Below are 18002 nucleotides of genomic sequence, written 5' to 3' on the forward strand. Positions count from 1 at the left end.
CAATTACTGCGTTGATGGAACTACGCTGGGGTCATGATGAGACTTCTGGTTACCGGTGGTGCTGGTTTCATTGGGGCTAACTTTGTCCACTATGTCATAGCTCACACCGATTTTCAGGTGATAGTGCTGGATAAATTGACGTACGCCGGCCACCAATCCTCGCTGGCCGGACTGCCGGCGGAGCGTCTTAGCTTTGTTCGCGGCGATATTTGCGATGCGGCCCTGGTGGATTCACTGGTTGCCGGGGTGGACGCCGTGGTCCACTACGCGGCCGAGTCTCACAATGACAACTCCTTGAGCGATCCTTCACCGTTTCTGGCCACGAACATTATGGGCACCTACACGCTGCTGGAATCGGTGCGGCGGCACGGGAAAAGGTTCCACCACATCTCCACGGACGAGGTTTACGGGGACTTGGCGCTGGATGATCCGCGCCGGTTCACCGAACACACCCCCTACAACCCGTCGAGCCCGTATTCCGCCACGAAGGCCGGCTCGGATCTGCTGGTGCGGGCGTGGGTGCGTTCCTTCGGGGTGGCGGCGACCATCAGCAACTGCTCCAACAACTATGGCCCGTACCAACACGTGGAGAAGTTCATCCCCCGCCAGATCACCAACATCCTTGACGGCATCCGGCCCAAACTCTACGGTTCGGGGCACAATGTGCGCGACTGGATCCACGCCGAGGACCACTCCCGCGCCGTGCTGCGCATCTTGGCCCGTGGCGTGCCGGGGGAAACGTACTTGATCGGCGCCGACGGGGAAAAGAGCAACAAGGAGGTCATCGAGGCCATCCTGACGAGCATGGGCCAGCCGGCGGACGCTTACGATCTGGTGACCGACAGGCCGGGCCATGACCTGCGCTACGCTATCGACTCCAGCAAGTTGCGGACCGAACTGGGCTGGGTTCCCGCCCACTCCGATTTTGCGGCGGGACTTGCCGCCACCATTGACTGGTACCGGGAAAACCAACACTGGTGGCGGGCGCAAAAGGCCGGCACCGAGGCAAAGTATGTGGCCGCCGGTGAGCGGCTCCGCCCAGCAGCGTCCGGCCGGGGCGCATAGATGCCAGACCTGGAATTCGGTAAACAGCTCAGCTGCACCACAACACCGATTGCCGGGGTGTTGCTTTTTGCACTGCCGGTGCACGGGGACAACCGCGGCTGGTTCAAGGAGAACTGGCAGCGGGAGAAAATGGTGGCCGCGGGACTGCCCGATTTTGGCCCCGTACAAAACAACGTCTCCTTCAACGAAAAAGCAGGTACCACCCGCGGCATCCATGCAGAACCGTGGGACAAGTTCATCTCCGTGGCGACAGGTAGCGTCTTTGGTGCGTGGGTGGATCTGCGTGTTGGCCCCACGTTTGGCACTGTCTTCACGGCCGTGCTGGATCCTGCCACAGCGATTTTCATCCCCCGAGGTGTGGGCAACGCCTTTCAAACCCTCAGCGACGGCACCGTCTACAGCTATCTGGTCAACGACCACTGGTCGGCGGCAGCGCAGGCGAGCTACACGTTCTTGAACCTGGCCGATCCCACGGTGAACATTCCCTGGCCCATCCCGCTGACGCAGGCTGAACTCTCCAGCAAGGACAAGGACCACCCGTTCTTGGCGCAGGTGAGCGCCATGGCACCGAAGAAGACGCTGGTTCTGGGCGCCAATGGTCAGCTCGGCATGGCGTTGCGTCACCTGTTCAGTGGCGATCCTTGCGTCGAGTTTGCCACACGCACGGACCTTGACCTGGCCGGGCCGGATCCCTTCGCCGGCACAGAATTCACCGGCTACGCCACCATCATTAATGCCGCCGCCTACACCTCGGTGGACTCGGCCGAAACCGCTGCCGGCCGGGCGGCGGCCTGGGCGGTGAACGCCACGGCTGTGGCGACCCTGGCCCGGCACTGCACCGCCCACAACATCACGCTGGTGCACATCTCCAGCGACTACGTCTTTGACGGCAGCATGTCCGTGCACACGGAGGAGGAACCGCTCTCGCCGCTGGGCGTGTACGGGCAGAGCAAGGCCGCCGGTGACATTGCCGCCGCCACGGTGCCCGCCCACTACATCGTGCGTACCAGCTGGGTGGTGGGCGGTGGCAATAACTTTATCGCCACCATGGCCGCCTTGGCCGGGCGCGGGCACCAACCGCAGGTGGTCAACGATCAGTACGGCCGCTTGAGCTTCGCCGCCGATATCGCGGCAGGCATCGGCCACCTGCTCGCCACCGGCGCCGCGTACGGCACCTACAACCTCAGCAACAGTGGCCCGCTCCAGTCCTGGGCGGATATTGCCGCTGACGTGTACCAGGCGCTGGGTCTGCCCCGCGAGTGGGTCACAGGGGTCAGCGCCGCGGCCTACTTCGCTGGCAAAGAGGCAGCGCCACGGCCAACCCACTCGGCCCTTGCCCTGGCAAAGATTCGGGCCACCGGATTCGACCCGCCCAGTGCACGGAGCCGGCTCCTGGAATTCCTGACCCCGCGAGCGTGAAGCGATACACTTGCCTCGTAGCACCACTCAACAGAAGTCACTGGTAGGCCTAAGGGGTCTCAATGCTCATTTCAGTCATAGGTTGTGGATATTTAGGTGCCGTACACGCGGCGTGCATGGCGGACTTGGGGCACGACGTCGTAGGCATTGATGTTGATGACGCCAAGATTGCCTCGCTCAATGAGGGGAACGCGCCCTTCTTTGAGCCCGACATGCCAGAGTTGCTCGCCAAGGGGTTGAGCGGCGGCCGATTGACCTTCACCACGGACGTGTCCGAGGTTGCGCCGTGTGAGGTGCATTTTCTGGCGGTGGGGACACCGCAGCGCAAGAATGAAAAGGCCGCGGATCTGCGTTTTGTGGACAGCGCCGTGGATAGCCTCATCCCGCACCTGCGTCCCGGGGCCATTGTTGTTGGCAAGTCCACCGTGCCGGTGGGTACTGCCGCCCGGATCACCGAACGAATCCACCAGGACTCCCCCGACACCGTGGTGATCTGGAATCCGGAATTTTTGCGCGAGGGATTTGCCGTGGCAGATACCTTGGCGCCAGATCGGCTGGTGTACGGTCTGGCGGCCGGCACTGAGGACTCCGCACTGGTCCTGGATGAGATTTATGCTGCTGCGTTGAGTGCCGGAACGCCGCGGATTGTTACCGACTTCGCCACCGCCGAACTTGTCAAGGTGGCGGCAAACGCTTTCCTGGCCACCAAGATTTCCTTCATCAACGCCATGGCCGAGGTGTGCGAGGTGGCCGGTGCCGACGTGGTCCAGCTCGCTGACGCGATAGGGCACGACCCCCGGATTGGGCGCCGCTTCCTCAACGCCGGGCTCGGGTTCGGTGGTGGCTGCCTGCCCAAGGACATTCGCGCGTTCATGGCCCGAGCCGGCGAGTTGGGGGCGGACCAGGCTTTGACGTTCCTGCGCGAGGTTGACTCGATTAATATGCGACGGCGGTCACGCACCATCGATCTGGCCCGCGAGGTGTGCGGGGGCAGCCTGCTGGGCAAACGCATCGCCGTGTTGGGCTTGGCCTTCAAACCCAATTCCGACGACGTGAGGGACTCCCCCGCGCTGAGCGTGGCGGCACAGTTGCAGCTCCAGGGCGCCTCGGTGGTGGCCACCGACCCCAAGGCGGTGGCGAATTCGGCCAAGCGGTTCCCGGAGCTGGTGTTTTCCGAGTCACTGGAAGAAGCTGTCACGGGCGCCGACGCCATCATGCTGCTGACCGAATGGCAAGAATACGTTGACCTGGACCCGTTTGAGTTGGCGGCCTTGGTGGCGGCCCCTGTCATTGTGGATGGCCGCAACTGTCTGGACCCGGGCAAATGGCGCGCGGCCGGGTGGACGTACCGCGCCCTGGGCCGCCCCTAGAGCTGGTCCAGCCACCGCCCTCCGGCGCTTGCGCATAGTGTTGAGCAGTGAAGAAATTTGAGTCCGGCCAAGAAGCGGCCAATGATCCTCGTGTTGTGGTCTTCGGGCGCCTGTTGGGTGCGGCGAACCGGCTGGAATACCTCCTTGGCCGCGGCCTGGAACGAGAGTTCGGCATCACGCACCCACTCTTTGAACTTCTTCTCCTGGCAGGGCGGGCCGGCGCCGAGGGAATCCCGGTGCGCGACATCGCCCAGGCGAGGGTCCTGACCTCAGGTGGAGCGACCCGTTTGGTGCAGCGCGCGGCAACACTGGGCCTGATTGAACGCGAAAGCTCCGCTCGCGACGCCCGGGTTCAGCTGATCCGTCTGTCGGCGCGGGGAGAGGACGTGCTTCTTTGCGCCAGTACCCGCCACGTGGAGAACATCGAAACGTACCTTGTGGATCTACTCACCCCCGCCGAGGCCGAGGTTTTTGCCACCGCCGTGAAAAAGATCAGCAAAAACGCCGCGCAGCTGCTGCCGATCATGCCCTGATCGGCCATGTCAGGGAACTCGGGAATAGCTGACAGCTCAGCTATTGTTGTACTTGAGTGGACGCGCCCGGCGCGACTCACCCCGGGCAAATCGAGGCCAATCGAGGAAAGGTTCACCACATGTCACTGAAATTTGAGGTCTTCGATCTCGACTTCCCTGCGGGTTCGCCCAACAAGTCAGCCACCTTGATCACCGGCCACACCAAGGCACTGCTCGTGGACGCCGGCTTCACCCGGGCTGACGGGCACCGTCTCGTCGCGGCAGTCCTGGACTCCGGCAAGGACCTGGAAACTGTCTTCATCAGCCACACCGACCCCGACTACTACTTCGGCCTGGAAGTCATCGCCGGCGCCTTCCCCGAGGCCAGAATCCTGGCGACCCCCCTCGTCATTGAGCACATCAAGGTGAGCTAAGAGGGCAAGCTCGCAGCCTGGGCCGCCTTGGGGGCAAACCTGCCCACCCGCCTGGCCGCCATCACTCCCCTCAGGGCCGACGCGATCGACCTCGAAAGCTACCGCTTCGAGCTCCGGGGCGGCTCGGCGGCCCTTCCCGACCGTCACTACCTGTACAACGCAGATCACCACGCAGTCGTCGGCGGGTTTTGGTCTTCCAGGAGGAGCACGTCTGGACAGCAGATACCGCAACTGCCGCGTTGCGCTCCGCCTGGATCGATCTCCTTGACCAGATGCAGGCCCTGGACCCGGACCTCGTCATCGCAGGCCACCGCCTGCCGGGATCTGCCAACGACGCCACGGGTATCACCTACACCCGGACGTACCTGCAAGACTTCGAGCGATTCCTCTCCACCGCGGCCGATGCAGCAACAGCTACCGCCGCGCTGGTCGAAAAGTACCCGAACTCCGGTATGCTCATCGCCGCACAAGTCGGGCCCAAGGTTGCCACGGGAGAAATGACATGGGGCTGACCAACACCGAACCCGCCCCGTCAACCTCCCCGCGCGACGTCGTCCGCCGGCAATACCTCGCCTCGGCTGCCGGTGACCTCGAGGCACTTCGTGCCACGCTGGCCCCGGATGTCGAATGGACCGAAATGGCTGGCTTCCCCCTTGCCGGCACCTACCGCACCCCCACCAGCGTCACCTCCAATGTCATGGAAGTCCTCGGCCGGGACTGGGAAGGCCGGACGGCCCACGACCACACCTACATCGTCGACGGCGAAAACGTGGTGGTCCTGGCCCGGTACACGGCCACCCACCTGGCGACAGGAAACCCCTCAACGTCCGGGTAGCCCACCACTTTGTCGTCCGTGGCGGGCTCATCGTCCGTTTCGAACAATTCGTCGACACAGAGAAAGTCGCCGAGGCAAGCCAGCCCCCACCCAGCTGACCGGACCGGCGCTATGCGTCGCTCACGGAGATGCTTCGAAACTGTGCGGCGGGCCCGTTGTCGTAGTTTCGGCACAGGGAAAAGTAGCCGCCCCGGAACTGGCTGTCCTGTGAGGTGAGCAACCAGCCAATGCCGTCGTCGCGGTCGATTCTCAGCTCGGTGTCACTGACTTGAATCCGGAACCGCATCCAGTTTCCGGCTTTTGGCGGCTCGGTCTTCACCGCTCTGATCAGTTTTCCGGACACCTTGCCGGCGGCCCTGGAGAAGAGTTCAAGGGAGCCACTGCCGCGCAGGACCAGGTGATATCCGCTCACCTCGCTGGGTTCTCGCACCAGGTAGGCGGCATCACTTTCTTGGCCGAAGGCAACACCGGCGTGTTCAAAGTCGGCCGGTACCTTATCCGGCCACGCCAGGTGAAAACTGATGGTGTAGTTGCGCGGCTGGATGGGACACAGCGATCCCATGCTGTAGCTTGATTTTTCTTTTTGGTCCAAGCGCACAGCCGCTGCCCCGGGTATGAGCAGCGGCTGCCTGTTCCAGGCCAGGGCCGACGGCAGATCCCCGGCCGCCCGCAGCCCCGTGGAGAATTGGTCGTGGGTGCTCTTCGCCTTTCCCGAGGTGACGTAGGGGAAGTTGGAGCACATCATTCCCTGCACACCCCATGCGGCCATGGTGTCCCGCAACGACCGGGTATGAACTTCCCAACAAATGACGGGTTTGCCCGTGTCCACCAGCTCCTGAACAATGCGCTGCGGCGCCGAGTGGTGAACACCCAGGTAGTCGAAATCGCCGGAAAACTGCGCAATCTTGGCATAGTCTTCCGGCGCAAAATACCCCCACGTTGCGTAGCCCTTCTCCTTGAAAACACTAAACCGTCGGGACGGGGCGGGTTGTTTCCAAATGAAATGCTCCGTCGGGTTGGGGTAGCTTTCCATCAGCTCTAGCAGGGCCTCCGTGTTGGTTCCTTGTTTGTCTTCGATAAAGATGACCCGGTGGGCGGCATGTTCGTCAAGGACCTCCTTGAGCCGGGGAATCGGCAATAAGTTACTGTGCGGTCCCAGCCACTGGCGGGCGTTGTTGTCCAACGTTTGCAGCTCCGCGAAGGTGCTTGTGGCAATGTCCACGCCCACACCAGTCATCCGCAAGGTGGAGAGGTCATGATGGCAAATCAACACCCCGTCGCTGCTGGCCTGAACGGATATTTCAAGGGCCTTCGCCCCTGCCTCCACGGCGCGGTGGTAGGCGGATTGGGTATGCTCGGGCCAGTTGTCCCCGGACCCACGGTGGGCAATATAGAACGGCGTGGTGGCAAACAAGTCCTTGACGGTGAAGTTCGCCGGCGGCGGTCCCGAGTCGCAGGCGCTCAAGGCGAGCAGGGCTGTACTGAGGATCAAAAACTGTCGGCGGCTGACTGCTGTGCTCATTTCAGGCTTCGCCCTCGTTGATAGTCGATGCCTGGTTCACCAACATTCGTGCCCCGGTCCCCTGCTGCGGAGCGCGCGTCAGTGGCCACAACAATCAGGGCCAGGATCGTCCAGACAATGATCCCCGCCACTGAGCGTGTTGCCAGGGAACTGTACGTTTGCGGTATGGCTACCGCCAACACGCCGGCAAGGACAAGTCCCCCACCGATCTTGGCCCGCGCACCGCGAAGCACAATGAACACCATGGAGCCAAAATACATCAGGGCGAACAAGACACCCACATCTATCGAGTACATCAAGATGGAGCTTTCCAGGCTTGTCCCGAGGCCGGCGGTCTGCCCCACCTGGTAGCTCGATGTCATTCCTTGCCCGGTGAGAATGAACTGCGGCCACGTATCCAGGAAGAATCTGGTGGCCGCCTCCCGGGCCTGGCCGGAGCCCGTGTCATCAACAAACCTGCCCAAAACGCCCGCGGCCAGGGGTGAATCGTAGAAGAGGTACCCGGCCGTCACCAACACCACCAGCATGAAGGCCTTGGCCAGGAATTTTGCTGTGGATCTCATCACCACCAGCAGGGCCACGGCGAGGAAGATCAGGATGCCAACCCGTGACTGGGTGGTCAATACTGCCGTGGCAAACAGTGCCAGCAGGGGAAGTTGGATGGCCAGACGCCGAACCCCGGCCAACAAGGCAGCGACTGTGCACAGGGCGAAGGACAGAGCCAACGGCTGGTCAAAGGTGCCCATCCAGCGTGATTGTTCCGGCGTGAACCAATACTGGGTTTCAAAACCGTTTTCATAGAACAGCACGCTGTGGGTGCTCCACTGGATCACGGCAATGACGCTCACGGCCGCCGCGAAGGTTAACAGCACGGCCCGCAATTTAGTCACCAGGGCCGGGTCCTTGGGCCCAAGGGAGACTATGACGATGAACAACACCACAGGCGCCATCACCTGGTCCACCAGCACCACCAGGCCACCGCCACTGCCCTGAGCCTCCGTGGCAAGGATTCCTGCCACCGCCACAACGGCCAAAGTAAGGAACAGATATGCGTACTTGGAGATCACTCGCGCCACGGCGTCGGAGTTGAAAAGCAGTTGAACCGCGGCGGTCAGGAAAATCAGCCAGCTCCCGGCGTGGAGGGACAAGGGCCCGGCGCTTTGCCCCGTGATCAAGGGGCTACCCACGGTGGGGACAAAGAACATCAGCGCCAGCACGGCCACGACCAGGATGAACGGTTTGCGGCGCAACACAAAGGCAGCGGCCCCGCACAATCCGATCCACAGCCCTAGTTGCAGCACGGCAAGCTACTCCTAAATCTTGGTTCCTGAGGTGCGTCGTTTCACATCCGGGCCGACGTGGGCCGGCGGCGTTGGCGCCTTCACCCCAGCCGGCGTTGACTCCCCAGCAACCGGATGCGGCACATCGTCGTTCACCCGGCCATCCGAGTAGCCCTTGCCGACCATGACTTCATGGCTTTGGGAGCGTTTCATCGGTTTTGCGTTCAACACAGTTCCGAGAACCTCGGCACTTACGGAGCCCAGTGAATGCGTGGCAGCTTCGAGCATGGCCGGGGTGGTCTTGCCATGGCGTGCCACCACTATGGTTCCGTCGGCGGCTGCTGCCACCAGCGCGGCGTCCGTCCACGTCGAGAGCGCGGCAGTGTCGACCACAATGACGTCGTAACGCTCTCGGATCGTTTTCATCAACTCCGAGATGCCTGCACCCAGCAACTCCGCCGGACGGTCGGTGTGTTTGCCAGCCACCAAAATGTCGAGGCTGTGGTTGGATGTTTTTTGAATGGCCTCGCCAACCTCGCAGGTCCCCGCCAGGACCTCCGTCAGGCCGGGCCCGGAGTCCAGCCCCAGATGGGCCGCGAGTTCTGGCATCCGCAAATTTGCTTCCACCAGGAGCACCTTGCGGTCCGTCTCGGAGACCGCCTTGGCCAGCACGAGCGAAGTCGTGGTGGTTCCGTCCCCCGCCTGGGCCGCCGTGACAGCCAGCAGTTGCAGTTCCTGGGACCGGGGGTGGAACTGGATGCTGGTTCGAAGCCGTCGGGCAGCCTCATCGAGCACCGAGTTGGCGTGCGGGACCATCATGTGCGCGGCGTTCTTTGCCACTTTGTCCTTGGGCAGTGTGGCCAACACCGGCAACGACAGCCCCGCCGTCAGTTGTTCCTCCTTGCGGATGGTGCTGTCACCACGGTGGAGGGCAATGGCGATTCCAGTTCCAACCGCCAGGCCCAGCAGCACTCCCAACCCAAGATTCAGGGCCTTTCGAGGTTCCACAGGAGTGGGTGACAGGGTGGGTCCCGAGACCACGTTGAGCACTGTCTCGGTATCAGAGGTCTTGGATCTGCCTTCAAGTTCGTTGACCAAGGCGCCAAAGTGGGTGGACACTGCCGTGGCCATCGCCAACGATCGCTGGGGATCCACATCGTTGACCTCAACTTTGAGCAACAATGTGGTGGGATCACCAAACGCGCTAATACTGTTGGCTGCCTGCGCCTTGGTGACACCGTCACCGGTGGCGGCGACTATTTGTTCCAGGAACCGGTCGCTGGTCACCAGGCTGGCGTAGGAGGTGATGCGGCCTCGCACCAAATTGTCAGCTTCTAAAGCCGATAGTCGGTCGGCCGTGGGGGCAACCACAAAGAACCCCACCGAGCTTCGGTAGACGGGTTGGGTGGCTGCGATAGAACCAAGGCTGATGGCGATCCCCGCCGCGAGGGTGGCGGCGATAATCCACCAGCGCCGGCCTAGTGCACGGACAACTTCTGAAAGCTCCACTGCATCACTTCGCTTCCCACATCCGAAGCCACCCGACTCTGGTGGTGATTGCACCGGCGAAGTGTTTTTTGGATCGCCTGAGCGCGTAGCCTCCGTTTCATCCCCATTCTTACATACCTGCGCAACAATAAAGCCGATTGTTTGCCAGCAAAGATTGGGCAGGCATTTTAAGGCGCCCAGCACCAAAGCATGGGTCCGTGGACTACTGTACAAATACCTGTGAAATTCTTTTTCGGAACGGCACGGAAAGGGGACGCTCATTCGCCTCTGTAGCAGTAGTTTCTCCCTTGCCCGAACATGCCGCAGTCCCCGTCTGTGGCGTGGGCCGCTGCGGCGTCCGGTAGGCGCTGCCGGGCGGAACCGTGGTGTATGCGCATGAGCGTCGATCGCCGGAGAGTGGTTTCTGCCCAGGAGCCGCTGGTGTCCGCACAACCACAGTTTGAAGGCGCCACAGCCGTCCAGGGTGTTCGCTGGAGCCTGCTGGCGGTCCTCTCCCGGCAAGTCCTGCAAATAGTCAGCGCCTTGGTGCTGGCCCGCATTCTCGGTCCCAGCAGCTACGGTGTGATCAGCGCCGCCAGCATCTACGTGACGTTTACGTCCTTGCTGCTTGATCAGGGCTTGTCGGCTGCCTTGATCCAGCGACCAACACTGTCCAGGGCCATGCCGGGGGCCGCCGCCACCTTAAACGTGGTCATGTCGGTGGCCCTGGCGGCGGCCACCTGGTTTTTAGCACCGGCACTGGCGGATTTCTTTCACGCTCCCGAACTATCCCCCGTGCTGCTTCTGCTCGCCTGCGGCTTGCCCCTAAAGGCCCTGGCCATCACGCCGCGATCCTTGCTCTCGCGGGAGCTGCGGTTCGTGGGCGTAGCGTGGGCGGACATTGTGGGCGCCGCGTGCGGGGCCGCGGCGGGTATTCTTGCCGCGGCATTGGGTGCCAGCTACTTCGCCATCGTTTTCCAGGTGGTGGCTACAGACTTGCTGACGGTGATCATTGTGCTGGTGGTTGCGCGGGGGCCCGTACCCAATTTTCATTTCATGAGCCTTGGCCCGCTACTGTCATTTAGCCTGCAGGTGCTGGCCACAAACTTCCTGGCCTATTTCTCCAGAAATATCGACAACATCTTGGTTGGCCGGTATTTGGGCCTGACGTCCCTGTCGCTTTATGGCATGGCCTACCGAATTTTGGTGGTGCCAGTTCAGCTCCTCGGGCAATCGGTGAACAGGGTCATGTTCCCGGCGTTTTCGCGCATGGCCCATGATCGGGAGTTGGTGGCATCAAACCTGCTGAAATCTACCCGAATTCTGGCGTTTGCCGTCATTCCCGTCATGACGTGGGTGGCCGTTGCCGCACCCGAATTGGTCCATGTGGTCTTGGGTGATCAGTGGTTGCCCGCAGCACCCCTGATCACGGTCCTTGCCATTGGCGGGGCGCGCGAAACCATCCTCTACATCACCCCCACCCTCATGAAGGGCATGGGGCATGCACGACTCAACTTTGTGTATGAGATCCTTGCGACCCTGGTGCAGGTCGGTGGCATCGTTATTGGGCTGCAGTTCGGCATCCTGGGTGTGGCTGTGGGCTTGACTGCGGCAGGTTTTCTGTTGGCCCCCGCACTCCTCCTCATTCAAAAGAAGATGTGTGGGATTCGGATCCGCTCGCAACTACGCGCACTGGCCCCCGCCCTGCACGCCAGCCTGTGGGGGGCCTTGGCCTACCTCGGCATGAGCTTGCTTGCGCTTCCGGACCCCCTGCTCATCCTTCTTGGACTGCTTGCTTTTACCGCCGTCGCCGCGGCCGTGTTGGTCTTATTCCACCGGCGCGCCACCCGCTGGGTCCTGAGCCAACTTCACCTTTTAATACGTAAGCCCAAAGCCGGCAGCCTGTAGTGCTGTTGTTATTTGCAAGGAGGCCGCAGTGCCCAGCACCAGCGAAATCAGGGTTGTGATTGCCGTCCTCACCTACAAGCGTCCGGCGGATATTGGTGTTGCGCTGCCCAGACTGCTCGAACAGGCGCAGTCGTGTAGCCATGAGTGCTCGGTGCTCGTGATCGACAACGATCCGCACGGTAGCGCCCGGTCCATGGTGGAATCGTTCAACGCCGCAAATCTTCGCTACGCCAATGAGACCCAGCCGGGCATTGCTGCCGCCCGAAACCGGGCCCTGACGGAGTCCGCCGGGGCCGAGGTGCTCGCTTTCATCGACGACGACGAGGTGCCGGTTGAGAACTGGATTAACTTGTTGCTGGCGCAGTACCTGACCACCCGGCCTGCAGCCGTGGCCGGGCCCGTCATCTCCGAATACGAGCAGGAACCCTCGGGGTGGATCAAGGAGGGCGAGTTCTTCAAGCGGCGGCGCATGGCCTCGGGGACTCCCCTGACGGTTGCTGCGACCAACAACTTATTGTTGGACTTGGGGCAGATCCGCTCCCTTGGATTGACCTTTGACGAACGGTTTGGCCTCAGCGGCGGTTCGGACACCTTGTTCACCCGGCGGCTGGTCACCAGCGGCGCCCGCATGGAGTGGTGCGATGAGGCCATAGTCATCGACAGGGTTCCGGTGAGCCGGCTAACCAAGGATTGGGTGCTGCGACGGTCGCTGCGCAGCGGGAATTCCTGGAGTCGGGTGGCTCTGGAACTGGCGGCGGGCCCCAAGGAACAGTTGCTGACCCGGACAGTCCTTTCCGCTCGTGGCGGCTTTCGCCTGGCGGGCGGTCTTGGCAGGTACTCCCTGGGCGTTGTGTTGCGGGCCCCCAAGCATCGCGCCAAGGGACTGCGTACGACGGCCCGGGGCGCCGGAATGCTCTCAGGCGCCTTCGGGTATGTTTACAGCGAATATCAACGAAAACCCTAGTAGTTACCCAAAGGGTTCCCAGAAGTCCACTCGAACACGCGTGCAATCCATTGATTTGCATCACATTGTGACGTTTGATGCGCCATAAACTTGCTCAATGGTCACGATACGGTTACATTTTAAAAATGCCCGCCGGGGTCGAAGGACTCTCGCGATGACTCCTCTGTGGACTCGACTTGTAGAGACAATGAGGATTTAGGCCGCAGGAATACTGCGCAGAATCGTCTAATTCTTAGCTAGTGCCTTGTGCCTAGCTCCTGTCAGTATGCTCATCGCTTTCTTCGTGCCCGGAATCTCTAAAATCGGCGAAATTAAGTGAACACAACTCTCCCCCTTGCCCGTAACACTTCAAAACTCAAGAAGCGCACAGCCACCATTGCTCTTGGCTCCCTGCTGCTCACTGCTGCTGCGGGGGGTGTCGGCGGCCAGATGGCCACGGCGGCCCCGTCGTCTCAAATCACCAGCGTGCCCGGCTCATATAAGCCCGCCCCCGCAACAACAGGTGTGCCGGCCGGGACAAAGCTGACACCGTACAACACCAGCGGCGCCGACTTGATCATCACCAAGGACAATACGGTGCTGAGCGGCTTGATGATCTATGGGGACATCAAGGTGCGTGCAAAGAACGTTGTCATTCGTGACAGCTATCTTCGCGGCGGCAAGTCCAAACCAGCCACCAATACCGGAATTGTCGACGCCAATGACGCCAAGGTGCTCAATCTTGTGGTCTCCGGCAACACCATTGCCCCCGATGCTCCCTCAACCACCCGTGACGGTGTTGTCGGGCACGACTACAAGGCAACGAACAACCATATTTACGGCACCAATGATGGTCTGGGCATCTTCAACAAGCCCGGCGGTTCCCTCAACGCCAATGTGACGGCCACCGGCAACTACATTCACTCGCTGACCCAGTTCGTCAACGACACCACCCAGCCCAAGGCCACGGCAAACGACGGCATCCAGGTTCAGGGCGGGCGCAACATCAACATCACTGGCAACAACATTGTTGCCAGCGTTCTCCAGCGCGGCCCCGGCATCACCACCGGCACGCCCAGCTATGGGAACAGTGGAATCACCCTGCAGCAAAATGTTTCCAAGTTGGAAACCGTTGTTGTGGCAAAGAACTGGGTTGATAACGGCAAGGCCAGCATCAACATCGACCACACCGTCACCAAGTTCCCGAGCATCGCCGTCACGGTGCGGGAGAACTCCTTGGGCCGCAACCAGTTCGACTACGGCAACGGCTCCAAGTACGTCATTCGCATCAAGAGCCAGAAGGCCAGCACCGTGACGGGTCTTTCGACCAACAAGTGGGCCGACAATGGCACCTTGCTGGCCGTGGGCCGCAACTCGGGCATCCGCTTTGACGACGTCGCCTCCTCCAACCAGCTGCCGGCGGTGACTCCCACGCCGGCTCCCACCCCGACGCCCACCCCGACCGCTCCTGCTGTGACGACGCCGGCGCCCACGCCGACCACTCCCGCTGCGACCACACCTGCTGTGACAGCCCCACAGCCCACTACCGGCAAGCCCAACGCAACAAATACCGGCGCCCCGGCCGGGGCGAAACTCACGCCCTACAACACCAGCGGAGCTGACTTGATCATCGACAAGGACAATACGGTTCTTGACGGTTTGATGATCTACGGTGACATCAAGGTGCGCGCCAAGAACGTTGTCATCAAGAACAGCCACCTTCGCGGCGGAAAGTACATTCCCAACAGCAACACCGGAATCATTGACGCCAATAACGTAAACGTGCAGAACCTGGTCGTTTCAAACAACACGATCACCCCCGACCAGGCGTCGTACTACCGTGACGGGATTGTTGGTCACGACTACACGGCAACACGCAACCACATTTACCGCACTAACGACGGGCTGGGCATCTTCAACAAGCCCGGTGGTTCACCGAATGCAAATGTGACCGCCTCCGGGAACTACATTCATGACCTGACGTTCTGGAGCAATGACCCCGCCCACTCCGATGGAACCCACAATGATGGTGTTCAGATTCAAGGTGGCGAGAATATCCACCTCTTCGGCAACACGGTTGTTTCATCCATCGTCACCGGTGCCGGGAGTGCCCCGAGCCCCCGCGGCACCCACGGCGGCATTGGCATCATGATCCAACAGAACGTGGCCAAACTGGCCAATGTGGTGATTGAAAAGAACTGGGTTGATGACGGCCAGACCAGCATCAATATCGACCACACGGCGAAGAACTATGCCAACATCACGGTGACCGTGCGCGGCAACTACCTGGGCCGCAACCAGATGGACTTTGGCAACGGCTCCAAGTACCCCATCCGCATCATCAGCCAGTCCGCCAGCGTTGTTACCGGCCTGACCACCAACGTCTGGGAAGATTCCGGTGCCTTCCTGGCAGTTGGACGCGATCTCGGAATTCGCTACAACAGCTAAACAACCAAGCCCCAAATAGCTCTGGCCCTGCCCCGCATTCACTGCGGCGGCAGGGCCAGAGCCATTTAATCCTGCCGGCGCGTTACGGGGTACTCACGCTCAAGCTGTCAATCCTGACCACGAGCGGGGCATTGCTGGCGGCGCCGGACACATACGTCACGATCCCCACACCACCCCCGGACTGCAGCGTCGCGGTGTTGTCGGTGGTTTGGAGCTGCCACGCTGATGGTTCGGCTGCGCCAGCCGCCCAAGCCTTCGCCCGGACGGTGGTTGGTGATGTTCCGGTGACCTCAATCCGGACCTGGAGTTTGGCATTGGCTTGGTACACGATCCCGGCCAGCACCACCTGACTCAGGGTTGTTTCGGTGGAACCCACCACCCTGGAGGTGGACAGGGTGACCTGCCCGCCGGCGTCGAACCTCAACTTGGCCCGGTACTCCCCCACGCCGCTGATGCTGCGCCCGGCCAGCGATGCGTACACCGGCCCGCCCGCGGCGGCCTTGTCCAGGGACAGCACAGCGGTGGAATTCGCGCTGGTCAGCGACACGCTACGCAGATAGGCGGAGGGTCCGGATCCTGCCGAGGGCAGCTTCCACTGCCCGGCCCCGGCGGCTACGGCAAAGTACGACGGCGCCCCGTTCAGTGTCCAGACCCCGCCCAGATCGGCGGTGCCCAACCCCGAGCTGAGGGTCCGGTTGAAGTCGTCGCTGATCACCACCCCGCCCACCGGAGGTGTGGTGGAGACTTGAACGGTTTTGGTGGTGGAGGCTGTGGCACCCGCGTTATCAGTGACCGTCAGCACCACCTGGTAGCTGCCGGCCGCAGCGTACGTATGCGTAGTCTGCTGCCCGGATCCGGTGCTGGCGTCACCAAAATTCCACGCATAGTTACTGATGCTCCCGTCCGGATCCGAGGAGCCGGAGGCGTTGACGGAGATCTGCAGCCCGTTGTTGGTGACATTGAATGCCGCGGTGGGCGGCGAGTTCCCCGTCCCGCCGACGGGAACGTTGACAGTGACGGTGGCTGTATTGACCTGATTGCCAAAGGGGTCGGTGGTGATGACCCGGTAGCTGTGGTTTCCTGCCGAGAGCCCGCTGTCGGTAAAGGAAAGGGTCGGCAACTGCCAGAAGGTTGAGATCTGCTTGACCTGGTAGACCGGGGATCCGGTGTTTCCATCCCTAATCACCGAGTAGCTGAGATTGGTGTTGTCGCGGTCCCAGTACGTCTTCCATGTCACCTTGGCCTTTCCGGGGCTGACGTAGCTGGCCGTTGGCACCACCGTGTTCCTTGGTCCCTGTTTATTGGGTGCGATGCTGCTCACGGCGAATCTGACCAGCCCTTGCTGTGCGATGCCGTTCACAGTGGTGAACTCACCGCCCAGGACCACGTAGTCGTTGTTGCCGCTTACGGCCCACGGGCCCTGGCTTTGGCCCGTATAGCTCCCAGCGTTCAGATCCGGGTACCAGTTCAACAACGACGGCGATGCCACCCCCGTGAAGCTGGGGTACCCCTGAGTGTCCTTGGTCATGACACCCGTGGCGGCCTTGCTGAAGGCCAAGGCTCGGTGATAGCTGCGCGGCGTTGTCTCGGGGAAGCCGCCAATATTGAGGCAGTAGTGGGCGTGTCCCACCATGTACACCGCTGCGGGTGAGGCCCAGGCACCGTAACTGTCGCCGTGACAGTCCTGAACCCAGCGAATCTTCCCGTCCGACCAGTTGGCCGAGAAGCCGCCCTCCAAGTTTCCGCCTGTGCCATAAATGTAGCCGGTCCCGTAAAAGTTGGTGCCGTCGCTGGAGAGTGAAAGAATGGCGGATTGCGGCCCCGCGTCGCGCACCACATTGTTCGCATCCAGGGACATCGTGGCACCGGTGACGGCGTCCACCCGGCCCAAGCCGTAACCGGGCCTATTGGAGCCGTTGAGTGTGGTGAAGGCGCCGCCAATTACCACCTGTCCGGCATTGGGCGAGAGGACCATGGCGTTGACCCGCTGATTGGCGTTGGGAGCCCACGCCAGCAGGGCGCCGTCGGAGGCCCGGACGGCGGCCAGCCGGTTGCGCGTGGCTGAGCCCACATTGGGGAACAATCCGCCCATGTAGACGGTGGAGCTGCTGACAGTGATGGCTCGCACCGAGGCACCCATGCGCGGCCGGAAGGAGGTGATCACGGCACCCGTGGTCGGATTGAGTGCCGCAACACGCCAGACTTGGGTTCCGCCGATGGAGGTGAAGTCGCCGCCGATGTAGAGCCGTGACCCGTCAGGGGACGCCGTGATGGCGTACGCCTGGGCGTTCAGGCTCGGGGCAAAGGAGCTGATGAGCGCGCCGGTGCTCAGATTGTAGGCGAGGAGGTTGTTTCTGGTGACTGTCTGGGTGTTGGGCGCGGCCCCGGCCGGGCGTGCCGTACTAAAGCTGCCCGCGGCGTAGACGGTGTTGCCGATGACGGTCTGGTTCCAGACCACGCCGTTGATCTGGACGGTGGGCAGCACGTCCGCCGAAACGGTGACAGGTGTTTTCGGGTCATTGGGGTTTGGCGGGGCCGTATCGGCGGTGGCTGCACGCGACCCTGCCACCATCATAGTGGCAATCAACGCGGTGCTTGCCGCCACTGCCATGACGTTGCGGATCCGCCGCAGGTGGCTAAAGCCACGACGCCACCGCGGCGTCCCAGCCGTTATGTCAATGGATTGTGATGGTGTCATGATACGTCTCCTACAATTGAGCCCCATGCTGGGCTGTCAAAACTATGACGCTGAGACCTGGACGCGCCCAAGGGAGACCG

14 protein-coding genes are annotated in these 18002 nt (G+C 61.8%); 10 read left to right on the forward strand and 4 right to left on the reverse strand.

Translation table 11 applies throughout. The features are described from left to right. The first annotated feature begins 33 nt into the window (after positions 1-33). The 7 genes from rfbB (at position 34) to ACX80E_RS06910 (ending at position 5635) form a co-directional block, all read left to right on the forward strand. Complete coding sequence (gene rfbB / locus ACX80E_RS06880) at positions 34-1065, forward strand: dTDP-glucose 4,6-dehydratase (RefSeq protein ID WP_459301165.1); 1032 nt, start codon at positions 34-36, stop codon at positions 1063-1065. Further along, positions 1066-2484: a sugar nucleotide-binding protein gene (locus tag ACX80E_RS06885; protein ID WP_459301166.1), complete on the forward strand. Its 1419-nt coding sequence runs from the start codon at positions 1066-1068 to the stop codon at positions 2482-2484. It begins immediately after the preceding gene. Between the two features lie 62 nt (positions 2485-2546). Continuing rightward, positions 2547-3854, forward strand: a complete 1308-nt coding sequence (locus ACX80E_RS06890; protein ID WP_459301167.1) for a UDP-glucose dehydrogenase family protein — start codon at positions 2547-2549, stop codon at positions 3852-3854. Between the two features lie 47 nt (positions 3855-3901). Beyond that, positions 3902-4387 carry a MarR family winged helix-turn-helix transcriptional regulator gene (locus tag ACX80E_RS06895; RefSeq protein WP_459301169.1) on the forward strand — a complete coding sequence of 162 codons (486 nt, stop codon included), beginning with the start codon at positions 3902-3904 and terminating at the stop codon, positions 4385-4387. A gap of 119 nt (positions 4388-4506) precedes the next feature. Then, positions 4507-4800, forward strand: a complete 294-nt coding sequence (locus ACX80E_RS06900; RefSeq protein ID WP_459301170.1) for an MBL fold metallo-hydrolase — start codon at positions 4507-4509, stop codon at positions 4798-4800. Positions 4801-4988: 188 nt separating this feature from the next. After that, positions 4989-5312 carry a hypothetical protein gene (locus ACX80E_RS06905; protein WP_459301171.1) on the forward strand — a complete coding sequence of 108 codons (324 nt, stop codon included), beginning with the start codon at positions 4989-4991 and terminating at the stop codon, positions 5310-5312. Then, positions 5303-5635, forward strand: a complete 333-nt coding sequence (locus tag ACX80E_RS06910) for a nuclear transport factor 2 family protein (RefSeq protein WP_459301172.1) — start codon at positions 5303-5305, stop codon at positions 5633-5635. The genes ACX80E_RS06905 and ACX80E_RS06910 overlap by 10 nt, the downstream gene beginning before the upstream one ends. A gap of 109 nt (positions 5636-5744) precedes the next feature. Here ACX80E_RS06910 and ACX80E_RS06915 read toward each other — a convergent pair whose 3' ends face one another. From ACX80E_RS06915 to ACX80E_RS06925, 3 genes are read right to left on the reverse strand one after another with little or no spacing between them, the layout of a single operon-like run. Then, on the reverse strand, positions 5745-7157 hold the full coding sequence (locus ACX80E_RS06915) for a glycerophosphodiester phosphodiesterase (protein ID WP_459301173.1): 1413 nt from the start codon (positions 7155-7157) through the stop codon (positions 5745-5747). Then, the gene (locus ACX80E_RS06920) at positions 7154-8458 is read right to left on the reverse strand and encodes a hypothetical protein (RefSeq protein WP_459301174.1); all 1305 of its coding nucleotides are present in this window, start codon (positions 8456-8458) and stop codon (positions 7154-7156) included. The genes ACX80E_RS06915 and ACX80E_RS06920 overlap by 4 nt, the downstream gene beginning before the upstream one ends. A 12-nt stretch (positions 8459-8470) precedes the next feature. Then, positions 8471-9946, reverse strand: coding sequence for a tyrosine-protein kinase domain-containing protein (locus tag ACX80E_RS06925; RefSeq protein ID WP_459301175.1), 1476 nt, complete (start codon positions 9944-9946; stop codon positions 8471-8473). Between the two features lie 375 nt (positions 9947-10321). On the opposite strand from ACX80E_RS06925, the gene ACX80E_RS06930 reads away from it, so the two are divergent. The 3 genes from ACX80E_RS06930 (at position 10322) to ACX80E_RS06940 (ending at position 15224) form a co-directional block, all read left to right on the forward strand. Next, positions 10322-11833, forward strand: a complete 1512-nt coding sequence (locus ACX80E_RS06930; RefSeq protein ID WP_459301176.1) for a lipopolysaccharide biosynthesis protein — start codon at positions 10322-10324, stop codon at positions 11831-11833. 28 nt (positions 11834-11861) lie between these two features. Next, positions 11862-12797 carry a glycosyltransferase family 2 protein gene (locus ACX80E_RS06935; protein WP_459301177.1) on the forward strand — a complete coding sequence of 312 codons (936 nt, stop codon included), beginning with the start codon at positions 11862-11864 and terminating at the stop codon, positions 12795-12797. A 315-nt stretch (positions 12798-13112) separates the two neighbouring features. Further along, complete coding sequence (locus ACX80E_RS06940; protein WP_459301178.1) at positions 13113-15224, forward strand: hypothetical protein; 2112 nt, start codon at positions 13113-13115, stop codon at positions 15222-15224. Between the two features lie 82 nt (positions 15225-15306). On the opposite strand, the gene ACX80E_RS06945 is transcribed toward ACX80E_RS06940, so the two are convergent. After that, positions 15307-17922 carry a PKD domain-containing protein gene (locus ACX80E_RS06945; RefSeq protein WP_459301179.1) on the reverse strand — a complete coding sequence of 872 codons (2616 nt, stop codon included), beginning with the start codon at positions 17920-17922 and terminating at the stop codon, positions 15307-15309. Positions 17923-18002: the final 80 nt, after the last annotated feature.

The organism is Arthrobacter sp. TMN-49, from assembly GCF_054511095.1.